Below are 17,134 nucleotides of genomic sequence, written 5' to 3'. Positions count from 1 at the left end.
CCCTTGATCTGTTTCACCAATCGGTGAATCCCGTATTGAGGGTCAACCGCAACCAAGAGATGGAAGTGATCGCCGCCCCCTTCCATCTCAAGGATGGTGGCGTTGCGTTCTTCACAAACGTCACTCACTATTTGCTTGAGAGCCACCTCAATTTCTGATGACAGTACCCTGCGGCGATACTTAGTACACCATACAACGTGGTACTTACAGTCGAAAGCGATGTTACCATTTGTTTCCATGTGCAATATTATACAGGCTTAAGCTATCTAGTGCGGCACGTATTTTGTTTTTAGCATAAGACGCTTATATGCCCATGCCTAAAGGCAGGGGCATTACGCGAATTTTGGTAACCTACACTCGTGAAAACCCAAGCTCTGGAGATAACGCATTGAAAACACGCATCCTGCACCTGCTTGAGCTGCTGACTGTCAATTTCTGGATGATTCCGTTGCTGTTTCTGGTGATGGCAACCATTCTGTCGTTTGTGAACATCTATCTGGATCGGATGCTCTTTTCAGGTTGGGGGGAAATATTGCCATTCCCGTTTTACTTCAAGGATGCGGACAACTTCCACTCGCTATTAAGCCTGACAGCTAGTGCCATGCTAGGAGTCACCGGGGTGGCTTTTTCCATTACGATTGCCTCCCTGACGCTAGCTTCGCAGCAGTTTGGCCCGCGTCTATTGCGTAACTTCATGAAAACCCAGTTCAATCAGGTAGTGATGGGTTTTTTCATCGGTACGTTCCTGTATTGCGTGCTGCTGCTGCAATTCAGCAGTACGCTGGAAGAAATCAACTTAACCCCGGTGATTTCGCTGACAACCCTGCTGGGGTTAATCATTACCGATCTGTTGTTGCTGGTGTTTTTCTTTCACCACACCGCCATGTCGATTCAAGCCGACACCATCATTACCGAAGTGCATCAAGAATTGAGTGAACGGCTGGAAGCACTTTTCCCTGAAACGCTCGAAACCAGCGAGCATTTGCCAGCCGCCGCCTTGCAATCGCAAGAGCACGAACGCTTTGAAGCGCAAGGTGATGTCGTGCGGGTGCAACAAGCTGGCTATTTGCAAGCGATTGATGTGACGGGTTTACTGGATTATGTGACCGAACAGGATATGGCACTGAAACTGACTGTCCGCCCCGGTGATTTCCTGATGCAAAACTGCGGTCTGGGTTGGTGTCTAAGTCAGGATGCGCTGGACGAAGACAAACAAGCCGCCATCAATGGCTACCTGATTGTGGGTAATACGCGCACCGCCGCGCAAGATGCGGAATACGCTGTGCGCCAGTTGGTGGAAATCGCGGTACGAGCCATGTCACCCGGCATCAATGACCCGTTTACCGCGATTACCTGCATCGACCGGCTGGGCAACGCGCTGGCTTTCCTGCTGAACCGGCAGTTCCCAGCAGAGCAGCATTTCGATGAAAGCGCCCGGCTACGCCTGCAACTTAAACCCTTCACCTTCAGTGGCATCATGGCAGCGGCTTTCAATCAGATTCGCCAGAATACCGCGTTTCACGTCGCCGTCATCATCAGCTTACTGGAAACCTTGCGAAGCCTGGCAGCGCAAGCCCGTACCCCCGAACAGCAAAACGCGATCAGGAAACAGGCCGACGCCATCCATGTCGCCTGTCAGGATGAAATCAAAGCGCGAGCCGATCTGGAAGACATTAAAGCGTGCTATCAGGCCGTTTACCGTTTTCTTCCAAGCACCGATATGTTGCACTAAATTTTTTTATAGAACATTACCCAAACAGCGTATACCCACCTCAAAATCGTCTATACTTTAAGCAAATAGGCAGAACTTTCGTCTTCAACCTCCGGGCAGAGGGGCACGGAAAATACTTCGTTCAAGTGAATCTATATCAACCTGAATCAAGAGAGGGAAATGCCGTGGGCACAACCAAACCAATGGGGATGTTATTACAAGACCCATCCGTTGCTGATTTATACACTGACTACCAATTTCCGCTGGATACCGACTTTCTGGCAGGCATGGGTTCCAGCAAGCTGACACTGCGCGATAATGACCAGTTTGACATGCCGCTGTACCAAGGGCTGGACTGGGAAAAAGCCGACCTGTCCTTTGATGCCTTGAACAAAAAAGGCGATTTCATCGACAATCCGCAATTCCATCAAGTGAATACCTTCGCGGTCACCGCCTATTCACTGGATTTAGCAGAAGCCGCCATCGGGCGCGAAATGAAATGGAAACACGGTGGGCCATTGGTGCTACGCCCCCACGCATTCAGCGAGGCTAATGCCTTTTACGACCCAGCAGCACCTTCCCTGAATTTCGGCTCGTTCAACTCACCGTTCCGGCGTGCACCAGTGTGGACTTGCTTGTCACACGACATCGTGTCACACGAACTGGGGCACGCCATTCTCGACTCGTTCCGCCCGCTGTATGTGTATTCAGAGGAAGCCGATACTGGCGCGTTGCATGAATCGGTCGGCGACATGATGTCGATGTTTGCAGCGCTAAGTCACAAACCCGTGGTCGAACGCCTGTTCCGCGAATCCGGCGGTGACATGATGAACCCCAGTCTGGCCAATGGGCTGGCGGAAGAGTTCGGCATCGGCTTGTGGGGAGTGAGCTTCCCGTTCTTGCGCTCAGCGTTGAAAGGCGTGAATTACGACGAAGCCCCGTGGGAAATCCATGACCGCTCGACGGTGTGGACGGCTGCCATTTACGAGATTCTCGCCACCTTGGTAGCAGAAACCGTGACCCCCGCAATCCAACAGACCTTAAAAAATGCCCCGGTGGCGAACAAGGCTCAGCAATGTAACAACATGATGCGTCAAATGAGCATCCAACAGCAGAACCCTGATTTTGAGCGTTATTACAGCCAAGCGGACAACCGCAATGACTTTGATGCCTTCTTTGATGCCATCGTTTCTGCCAGCACACGGGTAAAGGGTCTGATGCTGCGAGCATTTCAGGACATCCCGCCCACTGGCGTCACCCTGCCGACCTTAGCACGGGTGCTGTATAACGCCGATGCACGGCTGTTCCCCGAAGACCCCCACCCGCGTGAACTGGCGAAAGCAGTGTTCCAGCGCCGCATGTTGTGGAACGAAGACATCGACATCAGCGCCCCCGGTATCGGCTCCAGCTTTGAAGAAGCGGCTCACGGCAGCAATGCCGAGCTAATGCGGGCAGTCCGCGAGAATGCCGACGCACTGCGGATTCCGCTGAGCGAAGGCGCGAGGATCATGAACCCACGCATCAGCAGCGTGACCCGCACCATTGATGCAGGCAAGGAACAACGCGGCAGTGGCAGCAAAACCGTCACCGAACGTTACCTGTATTACACCTACGAGATGCTGTACGACTCCTGCTACATCACCCCTGATGGTGAAATCGCTATGGGCATGGTCGCTGTCTACAAAGGTGGAACGCTGGTCATGGATGAAAACTGGAATGACGTGCAACTGACCACCGACCCCGACCTGTGGATTGCCCCGGCAGAAGGTGAAGGTGAGGTTCCTCCAGAACCGGCGGGAGTACGCGCCATCAAGCAGGCTAAACAGCGCTTCATCAAGACCCACCGCCGCTCGCTGCGGGCATTCCGTGATGGCTTGGTACGCCCGGATGGTACCTTACCGAACGGGCAACTAGCGCTACCGTTCCAGGTAACACGCCAGTCCAGCGGTGCGAATGTGTTGATCCGCAACCGCTGTAACCTGCGTGAGCATTTGCTGGGGGTAGCGGGGAAACACGTGCATTTCCCGTTTGACGTGAATTAACCCTGCATTAGCTGTTCAATCGCGTCAATGTCCTTGACGACTGCCGCCGACAGTACTTCATTGCCGTCGGCGGTAATCAGCACATCGTCTTCGATACGGATGCCAATATTCCACCATTTCGAGTCAACATTGTCTGCCGGGGAAATGTACAGCCCCGGCTCCACCGTTAGCACCATGCCGGGTTGCAAGGTACGCCATTCGTCGTCACCTGTGCCGACTTTGTAATCACCCACGTCATGCACATCCATCCCCAACCAATGCCCGGTTTTGTGCATGTAAAACTGGCGGTAAGGCTCTTCCTTGGGAGCTTCGCCTTCCGCCACTTCGGGTTTTTGCATGGCTTGTTCGAGCGTGCCGGAGAGGATTCCCAAATCCAGTAAGCCCTGCGCCAACACTTTCACCGCTGCCTGATGCGGGTCATCCCAGGTTTTGCCGGGAATGGCGACAGCAATCGCGGCGTGTTGCGCATCCAGCACCAACTGGTACAACGCCCGCTGTTCTGGGCTGAAGGTACCGTTGACCGGGAAAGTGCGAGTAATATCGCTGGCGTAGCATTCGTGTTCCGCCCCCGCATCAATCAGCAGCAAATCACCATCACGCAAGGTGTCGCGGTTTTCGATGTAGTGCAGGATACAGGCATTCTTGCCACCACCGACGATGGAGGTGTAGGCAGGTTCCATACCCTTCTGGCGGAACTCATGCAGCAACTCGGCTTCAACTTCGTACTCAAATTTACCCGGTTGGCAAACCTGCATGGCACGGGTGTGAGCACGGGCAGCGATTTGCGCGGCGTAACGCATCACCGCCACTTCCGCGTCGGATTTGAACAAGCGCATTTCGTGCACAATACGATCGAGCATCACAATACTGTGCGGCGCACGCACGCCTGCACGCGCTTTAGCACGCAAGTGGTTCACCCAGCGGATCACGTTCAAATCGAAATCAGGGTTCACACCAAGGTCGTAATGCACTTGGTCACGCCCGGTGAGCAAGTCCAGCATCAGTTTGTCCAGATCGCTGATCGGGTGCGCATCATCGGCACCGTGCCAGTGTTTTGCCCCGTCCAGACCGGCGCGTGTGCCTGACCAGCGTTCCGCCATTTCATTTTTTTCGCGGCAAAACAGCACGTATTCGCCCGCTTCACGCCCCGGCACAAACACCGCGACCGCTTCCGGCTCGTTAAAACCCGTCAGGTAGTGGAAATCGCTGTCTTGGCGGAACGGGTATTCTGCATCACGGTTACGTACTTTCAGGCCGCCGGAAGGCACAACAGCCAGCGCATCCTTACCCAGCCTGTCCAACAAGCGACGGCGGCGAGCAGCGTATTCTTCCTTCGGTATGATTGGTTTGTTCATCAAAATCTCCGGGGATAATCCTAGTGTATTTGTGGCGCGGCTTTCATCGGTTGCATTTCTTCGTTCATCATCAACACGCCGACGCGCAAATATTCGATGATTTCAGCCAACGCATTTTCGCCTTCTTCCTCATCTTCCATCTCCAGCTCGCCGGAACTGCCAATGCGCACCACGTCTTCCGCCCATTCGCGGGAATCTTCCGGCAGCTTGTGCATGTCCTTGACGCCAGCCATCGCCAGCCCGTAGCTGAAACCCTGACACCAGTCCTGCATCGCTTCCACCCGCGTTTCCAACGCATCGTCTTCCGGCAAAAACAGCTCGAAAGCCATGCCCGGATCGTTTAATTGCTGACGCGTTGCCGTAAATAACTCACGTAATAACGTCCGCGCTTCCTGCACATGAAAATCCTGCGGATTACCTTCCAACACTTGTGCCAACCATGTTTCCTGACTGAAACTTTGGTCTACCACCAACATACCGCAACCCATGCCATGAATTTCTGCGCCAGAAAAGTCCACGTTAGCACGTCCTAATGCCCGCTCCATTGCTACATAATCCGGTAATTCATCGTTCAAAATTATCTTCTCCCTGACAAAGCACTATTATGAGATGATTGACCCAGTTTCGCACTCTTTACTACCATTACTGTATGAAAACACAAACCCCTGATCTAACACTGCAAACTCAGCTCGACAGCATCAATGCACGCGTTGAGCGCCTACTTGGCTTAATTGAAAAGCTTGCTAATGAAAATAGCGACCTGAAAAAACAGGAAAAATCCCTCGTGCAGGAATGCCAAGCCTTACGCAGCCGTCATGATAAGGCTAGCAGCCAGCTTGAAGCCATGATCCAGCGCCTGAAAAACCAGCCAACTAATAACGAGGCGTAAGTTACATGGAAAAAAATATCCAGCCGGTCACTATTCGCATTTTAGACAAAGATTACATGGTTGCCTGTCCCATCGGTGAACAAGATGCCCTCATCGCGTCTGCCCGTCGAGTCGATCGGGAAATGCGTAAAATTCGTGATTCCGGTAAGGTATTAGGTAGTGACCGTATCGCCGTCATGGTAGCGCTTAACCTTGCTCACGAATTAATGCACGGCAAGCAACAACACGCCCAGCCTGCCTCTGTCAGCCCAGAAACGGCTGAACGGTTACAGCAATTGCAACAACGCATGGATACTGTGCTGGATAAGCATAAAGCCTGATCCCTTGTCAATTCTTCCCCCCAGTCGATAATTGTACTAGTATGGGTTCACGGACACACTTCTGGGGATCTCGTGAGAAGGTGGGTATTATCCTTGAGCCTAATTTCTTACCCCGGGAGCGGTTGTAATGATTCGGTGTGCATGACCGCTCGACGGTAAGCCTGAGAATCATTCGCCGCACCCACTTGAACCACTGGTTCAAGGTCGAAACCTTCCACGATTTCCTGGGGTGTGTCCCCTTTCTCTCTCCTCCTTGCTATAGTGTAGATTCCGTTAGGAGGAGATAAAACCATGACATTAATCCCGCACCTTCCCGCTACCATGCTAGCCGTTAGTTTACTGTTTGCCAGCCTGCCCGCTGCCGCTGCTGAAAAGCCCAGCGCAGCAAAAACGGCTACAGCAGCAGAACAAACCCATCGCTTGATCATTCAAGTCAATAAACGCGAAGAAGATTATCAGGATCATCTCCTGTCCAATATCGTCAACCTGCAAAAACATTACGGCATGGACAATATTGAAATCGAAGTCGTCGCCTATGGCCCCGGCATCTGGCTAGTCACCGACAAGAGCGCTTTCATCAAGCGTGTAGAAAGCCTGATGATGCAGAACGTCACCTTCACCGCCTGTGGCAATACGTTGGATACCGTGTCAGAAAGCAGCGGCACACGCCCTGCGCTCATCGATGGAGTAGAAGAAACGCAAACCGGCATTGCGCGGATTATTGCTCTGCAAGAACAAGGCTGGAGCTACCTTAGCCCGTAATACACGCAGGGTACGTACAATTTGCCCCGCCCTGACAGTCGCAGGCTGTCTCGGCGGCTTGCAAAATCAGGCTGGGCATCAAGCCTGACACCCCAAGGTAGGGAGCCATGCGCACCCGTACTTGTGGGTTTTCACCTTGTTTCGCCTGCACCAACTCCGGCACATCATTCACCACATGACGCCCAGCAGACAGGAAAAACGGCATGATGGTGATGTCGGTTGCGCCTTCGTCAATGCATTGCTGGATACCGTCCGGGATCGACGGTTCCGCCAGTTCCAGAAAGGCGCTGCTCACATAGCCGTAAGTTTCGGCGGACTGTTCCCCCACTTTGGCGGCAAGGGCGCGGATTTCGTCATTGGACTGGGTACGGCGGCTACCGTGGGCAACAATAAGCAGAGCTTGCATGGTTAATCCTTGTATCAAAACGTGTATCAAATAAGAGCGAATGTAGTAGAGTATTCCTTATCACAACAGAGGAGAGATAAATCGTATGGGTTTACTGTCAGACTTGAACGCATGGCAATTGGTGCTGGTCACACTAGGGTTAACACACATCACCATTGCGGCTGTCACCATTTTTTTGCATCGCACCCAAGCACACCACGCGCTTGAGCTGGGGCGTATCCCTTCACACTTTTTCCGCCTGTGGTTGTGGCTAACAACGGGCATGGTAACGCGGGAATGGGTCGCCATCCACCGCAAACACCACGCCAAATGCGAAACCCCGGAAGACCCACACAGCCCACAAACCCGTGGCATTCATACCGTGTTGTGGAAAGGGGCATTGCTATACCGTCAGGAAGCCCAAAATCAGGAAACGCTGGAAAAATACGGCAAAGGCACACCCGATGATTGGCTGGAACGCCATGTTTACGCGCCCTACCCTTGGCTCGGCATCAGCACCATGCTGGTGATTGATATTGTGCTGTTCGGCTTGCCCGGCTCACTGATCTGGCTGGTGCAAATGGTGTGGATTCCGTTCTGGGCAGCAGGTGTCATCAACGGACTGGCGCATTTCTGGGGCTACCGTAACTGGAGTACCACCGACGCTTCCACCAATATTTCACCGATTGGCATCCTCATTGGTGGCGAAGAATTGCATAATAACCACCATGCGTTTGCCTCTTCCGCCCGTTTTTCTTGCCGCTGGTATGAGCTGGACATGGGTTGGTTCTACATCCGCCTATTGGAAATGCTCGGTATGGCGAAAGTACGCAAAGTCGCGCCGCGCATCCGCATCAACCCGCACAAACTCACCGCTGATTTCGATACAGTAAGCGCTGTGCTGGGCAACCGTTTGCAAGTGCTGTCGCATTTCGCCCAGCAAGTGATCAAACCCGTCACCAAGTCCGAACTGCGCCACCAAAGCGTACTTGCAGAAAGTCAGGTGCTGCAAACCGTATACTTGTACCAGCAACGCCTTTACCAACTGTGGGAACGCACCGCCGTCAGTCAGGAAGCACGTCTGGAAGCGGTACAGGAGTGGATTAACAATGCCGAAAAAACCGGAATTACTGCACTGGAACAATTCGCCCAACGTTTGCGCGGATACTCCGTGGTAGCCTGAGCCGATGCACGACCTTGACCAACTCACCCTCAGCGAGATTAGCCAGCGCCTGCGCGGACAGGGAGAACCCACCCATGATGTGGCGCTGGATGCGTGCCGGGAAGCCGGAGTACTGGTTCCCTTTGTACGTATGGAAGGGGCATGGCATTTGCTGTTTATCCGCCGCCCTACCTCGAACAGGGACTACCACAGTGGGCAAGTGGCGTTTGCTGGCGGCAAACATGAGCCAGAAGATGTCGATCTGACCGCTACCGCCTTGCGTGAAGCCCACGAAGAAATCGGTATCGAACCACAAGATGTGCAAGTGCTGGGGCAGCTCAGCCCACATCACAGCGTCAGCCGCTTCCGTATTTTGCCCGTGGTGGCCACTGTACCGTGGCCTTACAATCTCACGCTCAGCCCGCTGGAAGTCGCACGAGCGTTCACCATTCCCTTGGCATGGCTGGCGCAACCGCAACACCATGAGATACGTTATCGGCATTTGGCGGATCTGCCAAAACCGTTACCGGTGGTTTACTTTGAGGAATATGATGGTGAGCTATTGTGGGGAGCGACAGCGCGGATCACGCTGGCTTTATTGAGTTGTCTGCGATAGACAAAAAAAGAGAGAACGCCCACAGCAAGAACACGAAGGAGAGAGGAGGAGGAGGAGGAGAGATACCCTCTATGTCCATGCGCTGTGGGCGCTTGCAAATGATTCCGCCGCTAGGAGGAGGAGGAGAGAAAGAACCGGAATCACTCTTTTTTGCAATGCAGCAATTATTATGGATTTCGGGTAAAGCAGACAAGCTACAATTTCTAAACCTATTGGTTAGAAAAACTAACCACTTAAGGATTCTCGGCCTTGTGAGTGCGCCTCTTCGCGCAACCAATCAATAAAAATATCCGTATCAACTTGATTATTATTGTTTTTTTCATGTCTGAAAATAAAATAGGCATGTTCTAACTGGATAGGTAAATTAAACGGTATACACAACCTACCCGCGTCAATATCAGATTGCGCTAAGGGTTTTATCGCTAATAATACCCCTTGACCATCCACGGCGGCATCCAGTGCCAATGAAACGTGGTTAAAATGCAAACCCCGATTGGCATTCACCCCCTGCACATTTTGCTGCTTCAACCAGGTTACCCAACTCGGATGCCCAACATAATTAGATTCATCATGTAATAAGGTATGGAATACCAAATCTTCAGGCTGTTGCAAAGGGTGCGGGTGAGCCTTACTAACCAAAGCAGGGTTACACACGGGCACAGCAGACACGGCAAACAATTTTTCTGCACCCGCAACCTGACCAGCCCCAAAGCCAATGACCACATCCACATGATTCTGGCGGAAAAAGGTATCCATCCCTCCAGTATCACCTTGCAAATCAGCCGTGACCAACTGGACATTACTGTTGATTTGCATATCAATATCGGGGTATTTCAGTGAAAAACGGTGCAGGCGTGGAATCAACCATTTAGACGCAAAAGACGGCGTGGTACACACAGTAATGCTCTGCCGATGCTTTTCGCTGCGCATCAAGTGTACCGCCTCCCCCAAATTATCAAACCCTTGACGTAATTTAGGCAAGGCCGCTTCTGCACCTTGGCTGAGGGTGATGCTGCGGTTTTTACGTTCCACCAAGGCAAAGCCGAGGTAATCCTCCAGAAATTTAATCTGGTGGCTAATGGCGGCACGAGTCACATTGAGTTCCGCCGCCGCCTTGGTAAAACTCAAGTGGCGAGCGACAGCCTCAAAGGCACGCAGAGCATTCAGGGGGGGTAGTTGTTGGGACATTCATCGATTATGCCCTATTTACGACGGCGAAACAGATACCCTCTTGCCAAATGTGTTGTTTTTTGCATAAAGCCATAAACTGCACGCCAATGTCAGCGAATAAACTAGCAACGACCCCAGTATAATCCCTAACCAACCCTGCCATGCCCAGAACGGTGCGAGCAAAAACCCGCCCACACTCGCCCCCATGTAATAAAACACCAGATACAACGATGACGCACTCGCCCGCGCCTTCAAGGCATGATGGCTAACCCAGCTACTCGCCAACGAATGCGTCAGGAAAAAGCCGAAACTGCTCACCATAAACCCCCACACAATCGCAGACAGACTCGGAATCAGCGTCAGCAACGAGCCACCCATCAAGCATAAAATCCCCAACGCCATACCCACGGGTGCAGAAAAATACTGCGTCACCCGCCCGGAAAACGCCGCTGCCAGCGTACCGCTCAAATACGTCAGAAACAGCAAGCCCAGCGCGTGCGGCGACAAATGATACGGTGCAGCCGCCAGCACAAATGTGATGTAGCTATACTGATTCAGAAAAATCATAAAATTACCGCCCGCCATCAGAAACGCCGCCAGCAATACCGGATTACGCAAATGTCCGCCCATGTCTTGCGCAATATGCAGCGGATGCAAAGGCTTCGGCTGGAAATGCTGTGACTTAGGTAACAGCCACACAAACGCTACCAGCACCAACGCACTCAGAACTCCCACTGCCCCAAACGCCGCCGCCCAGCCGAAATGCTCCCCGACGAAACCGCCCAGCAACCGCCCGGTCACGCCCCCCAAACTATTCGCACTGATGTACACCCCCACCGCCAACACCACCGCCTTACGGCTGAATTCATCCCCCATGTAGGCAATCGCAATCGCAGGCAAGCCCCCGAGGAAAAATCCCTGCAAGCCACGCAACAACAGCAAGCTCGCATAACTTTCCACCTGCGACAACGCCAACGTCACCAGCACCGCCCCCGCCATCGTCACCACCATGATCGGCTTGCGCCCAATCGCATCCGACAACGGCCCATACACCAGCAAGGACAAGCCCAGCGTCAAAATCGTAATGGTCAAACTCCAGCTTGCCTGCAATTCCGTCAAATGAAATTGCAACGCCAAGGTCGGCAGCAAGGACTGCACCACATGCAAATTGGCAAAAATCATCGCCGAGCCAAGGCATAGCGCCAGCGTGGCGAGACGAAAAGCGCGGGTGTTAGCTTCAATCATGGTTGTCTCCTGTTGAGGAGGGTTTAGAATAGCTGCACCGCAACAATTGATAAAATATAGAGTAAGAATGGTTTCGATAACGTTTGTTTACCGATGAGACTGGTATGGACTTCAAACAATTACGCTACTTCCACGAAATCGCCCGTCTCGGCAGCTTTACCCGTGCAGCGGAAGCCTTGTATGTCGCCCAACCTGCGGTCAGTGTCGCCATCCGCAAACTCGAAGCAGAACTCGATTTAACCCTGTTCCACCGCCACGACCGCAAAGTGACGCTAACCGATGAAGGCACGCGCCTGTTACCTCATGCGCAACGCATCCTGCAAGCCATCAGCGATGCGCAACTGGAAATGCAGGAACTGAAAGGGCTGACTCAAGGTATGGTGCGCGTGGGTATTCCGGGCATGTTAGGTTCGTATTATTTCCCACCCATCTTAATGGCCTTTCGTCATCGTTTCCCTCACTTGAGCCTGCAAGTAGTAGAAGGCGGCACATGGCAATTGCAGCAAATGCTGGAAGGCGGCGAACTGGATTTGGCGGTGATCGTGCGTGATTTCGTGCCCACAGCACTGGAAGCGCAAACCATTATGCGTGAAGAAATGCGCGTCATCGTCGCACAAGACCACCGCTTTGCAGGGCAAAGCTGCATAAGCTTGCAGGACTTTTTCAATGAAGAACTGGTGATGTTCCGCCCCGGTTACTTCCACCGCAAGATCATCGATCGGCTGGCTCAAGAAGCCGGAGTCACCCCCAATATCGGCTTTGAAACCAACCTGTTACCGCTGATCAAATCCATCATCAAGCAAGGCTTTGGCATTTCCACTCTGCTCACGATGGTAGTAAAAGAAGACCCGGAACTGCTGGACTTACCTTTTGAACAACCGCTGTGGCTGGACTTGTGCATTGCATGGCGGCGGGAAGGCTATCTGTCACGCGCCAACCGTGCTTTCGTTGATTTCCTGCTGGAACAAAGCCCGATCTAATGCCACACTAACCGGCGTATTAGCGTCAGGAAGACTTCATGCCCGTCAACAACGTTGTCCATATCAAAACGATTCCCGAACAAGTGTCACTGTCACCGGCACAAAAAAAATTCAACACCTTAATCAAAAAGATCGACGCCCAGAAAACAATACTGCGCGAATGGCAAGAAACCCTTGAGCAATGCCGCGAGACTGCCATCGAAAAATTGGAACCATTACGCACAACACTAAACGGGCATCAAGCGGATCTTGTGCTGTTACTAGATCGGCAATTCACCAGCCACAAATTCACGCCAAGCCAAGCAGACAAACTCACCCACCTCATCACCGAAACGTGTGAAGAACTCATCACCTTCAATCAGCGGGATGATTTGAAAGCCATTTTCAACAAATACAGTACCGAAGACTTCGATGCACTGGATCAAGCTAGCGATGCAATAGCGCTGGATATGATGAAAGCAATGTTTGAAGAAAAATTTGGTACGTCACTGGATGACGCCGAATTTGACATCAAAGACCCACAAGGCACTGCCGAGCGCCTAAGCAAAAAGTTCAAAGAACAACAAACACATGCAGAAGAAGAAGCACAGAAACGCTCACCACCAAGAAAAAATGCTAAGAAAATAGCCAAAGAGGCCAAGGAAGCGGAAGAAGCCGCCAACGTCAGCAAATCCATCCAAGCCGTTTACCGCCAACTCACCAGCGCCTTGCACCCCGACCGTGAGCAAGACCCGGTAGAGCGCGAACGCAAAACCGAATTGATGCAGCAAGTAACCGTCGCTTACGCCAGCAAGGACTTGCTGAAACTGCTGGCATTACAACTGGCTGTCGAACAAATCGACCAGAGCAAACTCAACAATATCAATGCCGAACGCCTCAAGCATTACAACCAAATACTCAATAACCAGTTACGCGAATTACAGGAAGAAGTGCTTCTCAAGGAAAGTGAAATTCGCCGAATGATTAATGCATCCCACGCTGAACCACTGTCACCGAAACGCATGATAGGGTTAGTCAAACAAGATCTGCGCACGGTGCAAAACATGATTGCCCGCATTCAACACGACATGCGAGCATTTCGAGACGTGAAACAGCTCAAGGAATGGCTGAAACATTACCAAATTCCAGAGCCGGATTTTGATGAGATACTAGGCGGATTTCCGCCGTTTCGTTAGTAAGGTTACCATTTATGATCCACGCCCTATTCATTTGCACCCAAAACCGCTTGCGCAGCCCGACTGCCGAACAGATTTTTTCTATGTGGGCGAATGTAGAAACAGACTCTGCGGGGCTTGGCCATGATGCCGATGTGCGCCTATCTGTTGAGCAAATCGAATGGGCAACCATCATTTTCGTGATGGAAAAAGCCCACCGCAACAAGCTATCGAAGCAGTTCAAGACTCATCTGAACGGCAAGCGGATTATTTGTCTGGGTATTCCTGATGATTACGATTACATGCAGCCAGAGTTGATCAGGCTGCTGGAAACGAAGGTTGGGGCTTTTTTGCAGTAGTCTTCGCATTACTCACCGATAGGAGATGGATTTACCAAGCCTTTGAACTAACTGGCATTACTGAAAAAGCTGCCCTACTCCGTGAAAGCCTGTGGATGGCAAGAATCCCACTAACTGTTGCTATTACAAGGGTTGTAACCCAAGCATCAATTGCCCGTCTGGATCATCCCCTCAATCTCCGCCAACGCCGCTTGGCCTTTTTCCTGAAACAACGCCAACGCTTCGCGCCCCACCTTCGCCCAATGTTCACTTCCCCACGCCGCATACGCTGCAATCTTCCCGACATCCCCAGTTTCATGCCAATGCTGATAAGCTTCCACCAACTGCGGAGCCAGTTTCTTACGCATGGCCGACAGATTGCCGAAATAGAAATGCAGAGAAGCGGTATTGCCCCGCGCCAGCAATTCCGGCAAGGTATGCAAACAATCCGCCAGCAAATCACGCACCGCCCGCAGCATAATGTCAGCGTGCGAAGGCGGTAACGCAAACAGCATCGTTTGCCATTCGGCATCGCCCAGCACTTGCCCGGCTTTCACCTCGCCGATTTCGTGCGCCACTACCGTTTCAGTTTCAGCCGCTGCCAGCGCATCCAACGCCGCTTCCATATCCGTATCGAAGTCGTAACAGGACAGCGCCCGACCCATCGGATTATCCAGCCCGCTCCAGCGCCATTCGTCGACCTTTTCCCAGACCATGCGGCGCAAGGATTCGCGGCGGATGAATACCTGCTTACCTTGATTCATCGCCGGTGGCGCTTCCACATCCCGCGCCAATTCGCGCCCGGCCACCAGAATGGTGTAACCGTCCTGCTCGATGGTTTGCTCCAGTTCCGCCAGAAAAAACAGCGGGCGGCAACGTCGACCATAGCCTGCGCTGTAGACCAGCCCTGCCCCGTTCAAGGCGGCATTGATGGCTTCGTTGGCAAACGGGTCGTGTTCGCCGCTACCATTCAGCGGCAAGGGTGCGTAATCCTGCGCGTCCAGTTCATCCCATATCGCTTCGCGCTGGGTCAGCCATTCGCCCACGTCATCGCTGGTCACGACATCGCTGAGGCGAATGCCTTTTTCCCAGCGGAAAAATTCGCGCATTTTCAGCAAATACACGCATAAGGTGTAATCACCGGCGTGGCGTGCGTCAGCAATATGGCAATTGCGTTGCACGGCTTGAATCAAGTCTTGGTGCTGTGTGTGCATAAACCTACCTCGTTTGTTTTACCCGATAGTAGCAAGGTTAGCGCCACAACGCGCATTAACGGTTACGCCGCAGCTGCCATCAAGGTGAAGTCGGCATGAATTTCATCGTAGGGAACACAAACACCTTCTGCATCTTGTTCGACAATACCGTGGTCGATCAGAATTTTAATGTCATCGTGTACTCGCCGGACATCGCGCCCTATTTGCCGCGCCAATTCGCGGATGCTGGTTTTGCCGAGCGTTTGCAGTTTTATGACCAAATCCCAACGGCGAGCGTTGATCACCTCAAAGAACATGCCGGGGGAAGTAAACGTCAGGTATTCGCCTGCGTATTCGCTTTTGTTCCACGCATTTAGAAAACGTGCAGCCGAGGCTTGCATCGCCTGTTTTTCAGACTGGATTTTGATTTCGAGCGTGCGTTTAGGGTTGTTCTGCATAATATTGCCTCCGTTGTTCTTCTACATCAGCCAAGAAATCTCCAACAAGTTGCTGGATGGTAACGAAAGGATAAGCCTCCTCTCGTTCACCGTAATGCCTGTGATCACCTTTGGGGCGTTCATTGTCATAACCGACAATCCGTTGATCTGGCAGACCGAAAAATAGGCGATATTTATAGAGATGCTGACTGCCTGCCACGGGTTGCGGCACTTCCCAGATCACCATTTCTTGTATGTACCCGCCTTCGTACACGATTCTGTCTTTCAGGATGAGCTTTGCTTTCATGTTGACATTATGACAACAGACAAACGAAAAAATCAATAGCGGCTGCTTCAGTTCGGTAAGCGGCAGTCAGGCGTAAGGCAATCAACAGTTCACGGTCGCGTGTAGGCTGTATTCCGCGCAGTGCTGTTGTTTGAACGCAGAGCGCGGAGTTCAACAATGCTTAACGTGCGTTGGTTAGCGGGCATTGGCTTCCTCCCGATCAAAGCGGTAATTCCTTAAGTCTAGGCAAAAATCACCGACAGGTGCGGGGTTTGGTTGGTGGATGCAATGTTTCAGCTCATCCAATACTTCTGCGAGTTTGGTGTCGGGAATATGGTGAATTTCTTCTACTAGGCATTCCCTTAAAGGGTTTACTGCTAACATTTTAATCCTCCGGTAGAGAACAATTATCTGCACACATCATGCCTTTCGACTAGGTGCAATGCAAATTTCTGGCGGATATGCCTACCCCCGCTCCACCTGCAAAACCTCTTCCCGCGTCAACCCATACAACTCATAAACCACCGCATTCATCTCGCGCTCTTTCACCTCAATCCCCACCTGCAATTCATCCAGCTTTTTATCCAGCGCGATAATCTGCTTACGCAAGCTGTCATTGTCGGTGGTTCTGAGTTTGAGCCATTCGCCCAGCAGTTTTTCAGCGGTGACGCTCGGTGTGATGTTGGTGGAACGAATCACGTATTTCCACTGCACGGCAATCAGTTCAGCATCATCCTCAAACAAGCTATCGAAAGCGGGTGTGCCGTTGGCAAGCAGGCTTAATTCACCATCTTCATAACCGACTGTCAGTTTGAGACTGGGGTTGAGGTTCACCGTGAGCCTTTCGAGTTTTTGCGCCAAAGCTGTTTGGTATTTTGCTTTTGCCCAATCGGTCAGGGCTTTGCCTTTCAGTCCGCTGGCCTTAGCAGCGTCGGAGGCTTTCCATTGTTTTTCGTCGGGAAGTTTCGCCCAAATCCATTGCGGGATTTTGGTATCATTTGTCATTTGTGATGAGATACGCCAACATATTTCCCCACCATTCGCATTCCCGCATCCCCTGCCACTATAATGCCGCACCAAGTTAGTTTT

21 protein-coding genes and 1 other RNA gene are annotated in these 17,134 nt (G+C 52.1%); 11 read left to right on the top strand and 11 right to left on the bottom strand.

Annotation, left to right across the window (positions count from 1 at the left end):
- On the bottom strand, positions 1 to 239 hold a 239-nt coding region (gene tnpA, locus Q394_RS23130), incomplete at its 3' end, for an IS200/IS605 family transposase (RefSeq protein WP_156946900.1).
- Between the two features lie 149 nt (positions 240 to 388).
- On the opposite strand from tnpA, the gene Q394_RS20720 reads away from it, so the two are divergent.
- Together Q394_RS20720 and Q394_RS0115385 are read left to right on the top strand one after the other, a co-directional pair.
- Complete coding sequence (locus Q394_RS20720) at positions 389 to 1,732, top strand: DUF2254 domain-containing protein (protein WP_051543496.1); 1,344 nt, start codon at positions 389 to 391, stop codon at positions 1,730 to 1,732.
- A gap of 164 nt (positions 1,733 to 1,896) precedes the next feature.
- Positions 1,897 to 3,753 (top strand): gluzincin family metallopeptidase, encoded by a 1,857-nt coding sequence (locus tag Q394_RS0115385; protein WP_156946899.1) that lies wholly within the window; start codon positions 1,897 to 1,899, stop codon positions 3,751 to 3,753.
- On the opposite strand, the gene pepP is transcribed toward Q394_RS0115385, so the two are convergent.
- Both pepP and Q394_RS0115375 read right to left on the bottom strand, forming a co-directional pair.
- Entirely contained in the window at positions 3,750 to 5,108 is a 1,359-nt protein-coding gene (gene pepP, locus Q394_RS0115380) for a Xaa-Pro aminopeptidase (protein WP_028490040.1), read from the bottom strand. The two genes, Q394_RS0115385 and pepP, sit on opposite strands and share 4 nt — an antisense overlap.
- 20 nt (positions 5,109 to 5,128) lie before the next feature.
- The gene (locus Q394_RS0115375; protein WP_051543495.1) at positions 5,129 to 5,683 is read right to left on the bottom strand and encodes a UPF0149 family protein; all 555 of its coding nucleotides are present in this window, start codon (positions 5,681 to 5,683) and stop codon (positions 5,129 to 5,131) included.
- A gap of 74 nt (positions 5,684 to 5,757) precedes the next feature.
- Between Q394_RS0115375 and Q394_RS0115370 the strand changes: the two genes are divergently transcribed.
- The 4 genes from Q394_RS0115370 (at position 5,758) to Q394_RS0115355 (ending at position 7,079) form a co-directional block, all read left to right on the top strand.
- A complete protein-coding gene (locus Q394_RS0115370; RefSeq protein WP_028490038.1) occupies positions 5,758 to 5,997 on the top strand; it encodes a hypothetical protein in 240 nt (79 codons plus the stop codon).
- Positions 5,998 to 6,002: 5 nt separating this feature from the next.
- Positions 6,003 to 6,317 (top strand): cell division protein ZapA, encoded by a 315-nt coding sequence (locus Q394_RS0115365; RefSeq protein WP_028490037.1) that lies wholly within the window; start codon positions 6,003 to 6,005, stop codon positions 6,315 to 6,317.
- Positions 6,318 to 6,372: 55 nt separating this feature from the next.
- A non-coding RNA gene (ssrS, locus tag Q394_RS22055) (6S RNA) lies at positions 6,373 to 6,553 on the top strand.
- A 55-nt stretch (positions 6,554 to 6,608) separates the two neighbouring features.
- Complete coding sequence (locus Q394_RS0115355) at positions 6,609 to 7,079, top strand: DsrE family protein (RefSeq protein WP_028490035.1); 471 nt, start codon at positions 6,609 to 6,611, stop codon at positions 7,077 to 7,079.
- Here the strand turns inward: Q394_RS0115355 and Q394_RS0115350 are convergent.
- Positions 7,069 to 7,485 carry a sirohydrochlorin chelatase gene (locus Q394_RS0115350; protein WP_028490034.1) on the bottom strand — a complete coding sequence of 139 codons (417 nt, stop codon included), beginning with the start codon at positions 7,483 to 7,485 and terminating at the stop codon, positions 7,069 to 7,071. The two genes, Q394_RS0115355 and Q394_RS0115350, sit on opposite strands and share 11 nt — an antisense overlap.
- Positions 7,486 to 7,570: 85 nt before the next feature.
- Between Q394_RS0115350 and Q394_RS0115345 the strand changes: the two genes are divergently transcribed.
- Positions 7,571 to 8,647 carry a DesA family fatty acid desaturase gene (locus Q394_RS0115345; protein WP_028490033.1) on the top strand — a complete coding sequence of 359 codons (1,077 nt, stop codon included), beginning with the start codon at positions 7,571 to 7,573 and terminating at the stop codon, positions 8,645 to 8,647.
- A gap of 4 nt (positions 8,648 to 8,651) precedes the next feature.
- Positions 8,652 to 9,242, top strand: a complete 591-nt coding sequence (locus Q394_RS0115340; protein WP_028490032.1) for an NUDIX hydrolase — start codon at positions 8,652 to 8,654, stop codon at positions 9,240 to 9,242.
- Between the two features lie 225 nt (positions 9,243 to 9,467).
- Here the strand turns inward: Q394_RS0115340 and gcvA are convergent, their stop codons facing one another.
- Together gcvA and Q394_RS0115330 are read right to left on the bottom strand one after the other, a co-directional pair.
- Positions 9,468 to 10,430 (bottom strand): transcriptional regulator GcvA, encoded by a 963-nt coding sequence (gene gcvA / locus Q394_RS0115335; protein WP_028490031.1) that lies wholly within the window; start codon positions 10,428 to 10,430, stop codon positions 9,468 to 9,470.
- An 18-nt stretch (positions 10,431 to 10,448) separates the two neighbouring features.
- Positions 10,449 to 11,657 carry an MFS transporter gene (locus tag Q394_RS0115330; RefSeq protein WP_028490030.1) on the bottom strand — a complete coding sequence of 403 codons (1,209 nt, stop codon included), beginning with the start codon at positions 11,655 to 11,657 and terminating at the stop codon, positions 10,449 to 10,451.
- Between the two features lie 104 nt (positions 11,658 to 11,761).
- Between Q394_RS0115330 and Q394_RS0115325 the strand changes: the two genes are divergently transcribed.
- From Q394_RS0115325 to Q394_RS0115315, 3 genes are read left to right on the top strand one after another with little or no spacing between them, the layout of a single operon-like run.
- Positions 11,762 to 12,637, top strand: coding sequence for a LysR family transcriptional regulator (locus tag Q394_RS0115325; RefSeq protein ID WP_028490029.1), 876 nt, complete (start codon positions 11,762 to 11,764; stop codon positions 12,635 to 12,637).
- Positions 12,638 to 12,675: 38 nt separating this feature from the next.
- Positions 12,676 to 13,812 carry a hypothetical protein gene (locus Q394_RS0115320; protein ID WP_028490028.1) on the top strand — a complete coding sequence of 379 codons (1,137 nt, stop codon included), beginning with the start codon at positions 12,676 to 12,678 and terminating at the stop codon, positions 13,810 to 13,812.
- A gap of 14 nt (positions 13,813 to 13,826) precedes the next feature.
- The gene (locus Q394_RS0115315; RefSeq protein ID WP_038141759.1) at positions 13,827 to 14,150 is read left to right on the top strand and encodes a low molecular weight protein tyrosine phosphatase family protein; all 324 of its coding nucleotides are present in this window, start codon (positions 13,827 to 13,829) and stop codon (positions 14,148 to 14,150) included.
- A 146-nt stretch (positions 14,151 to 14,296) separates the two neighbouring features.
- Here the strand turns inward: Q394_RS0115315 and Q394_RS0115310 are convergent, their stop codons facing one another.
- The 5 genes from Q394_RS0115310 to Q394_RS0115295 all read right to left on the bottom strand — a co-directional run bounded on the left by Q394_RS0115310 (position 14,297) and on the right by Q394_RS0115295 (position 17,050).
- Positions 14,297 to 15,343: an Sfum_1244 family protein gene (locus Q394_RS0115310; protein WP_028490026.1), complete on the bottom strand. Its 1,047-nt coding sequence runs from the start codon at positions 15,341 to 15,343 to the stop codon at positions 14,297 to 14,299.
- A gap of 62 nt (positions 15,344 to 15,405) precedes the next feature.
- Positions 15,406 to 15,780 carry an HVO_A0114 family putative DNA-binding protein gene (locus tag Q394_RS0115305; protein ID WP_038141757.1) on the bottom strand — a complete coding sequence of 125 codons (375 nt, stop codon included), beginning with the start codon at positions 15,778 to 15,780 and terminating at the stop codon, positions 15,406 to 15,408.
- Positions 15,764 to 16,066 (bottom strand): toxin-antitoxin system TumE family protein, encoded by a 303-nt coding sequence (locus Q394_RS0115300; protein ID WP_028490024.1) that lies wholly within the window; start codon positions 16,064 to 16,066, stop codon positions 15,764 to 15,766. The genes Q394_RS0115305 and Q394_RS0115300 overlap by 17 nt, the downstream gene beginning before the upstream one ends.
- A gap of 174 nt (positions 16,067 to 16,240) precedes the next feature.
- A complete protein-coding gene (locus Q394_RS22510) occupies positions 16,241 to 16,429 on the bottom strand; it encodes a hypothetical protein (RefSeq protein WP_156946898.1) in 189 nt (62 codons plus the stop codon).
- Between the two features lie 81 nt (positions 16,430 to 16,510).
- Positions 16,511 to 17,050, bottom strand: a complete 540-nt coding sequence (locus Q394_RS0115295; protein WP_028490023.1) for a hypothetical protein — start codon at positions 17,048 to 17,050, stop codon at positions 16,511 to 16,513.
- Between the last annotated feature and the right edge of the window lie 84 nt (positions 17,051 to 17,134).

The sequence above is a fragment of the Thiothrix lacustris DSM 21227 genome (genome assembly GCF_000621325.1).
GTDB classification, from domain to species: Bacteria; Pseudomonadota; Gammaproteobacteria; order Thiotrichales; family Thiotrichaceae; genus Thiothrix; species Thiothrix lacustris.
The sequence above is the reverse complement of the archived record's forward strand: the minus strand, read 5'-3'. Positions and strand labels throughout refer to the sequence as shown.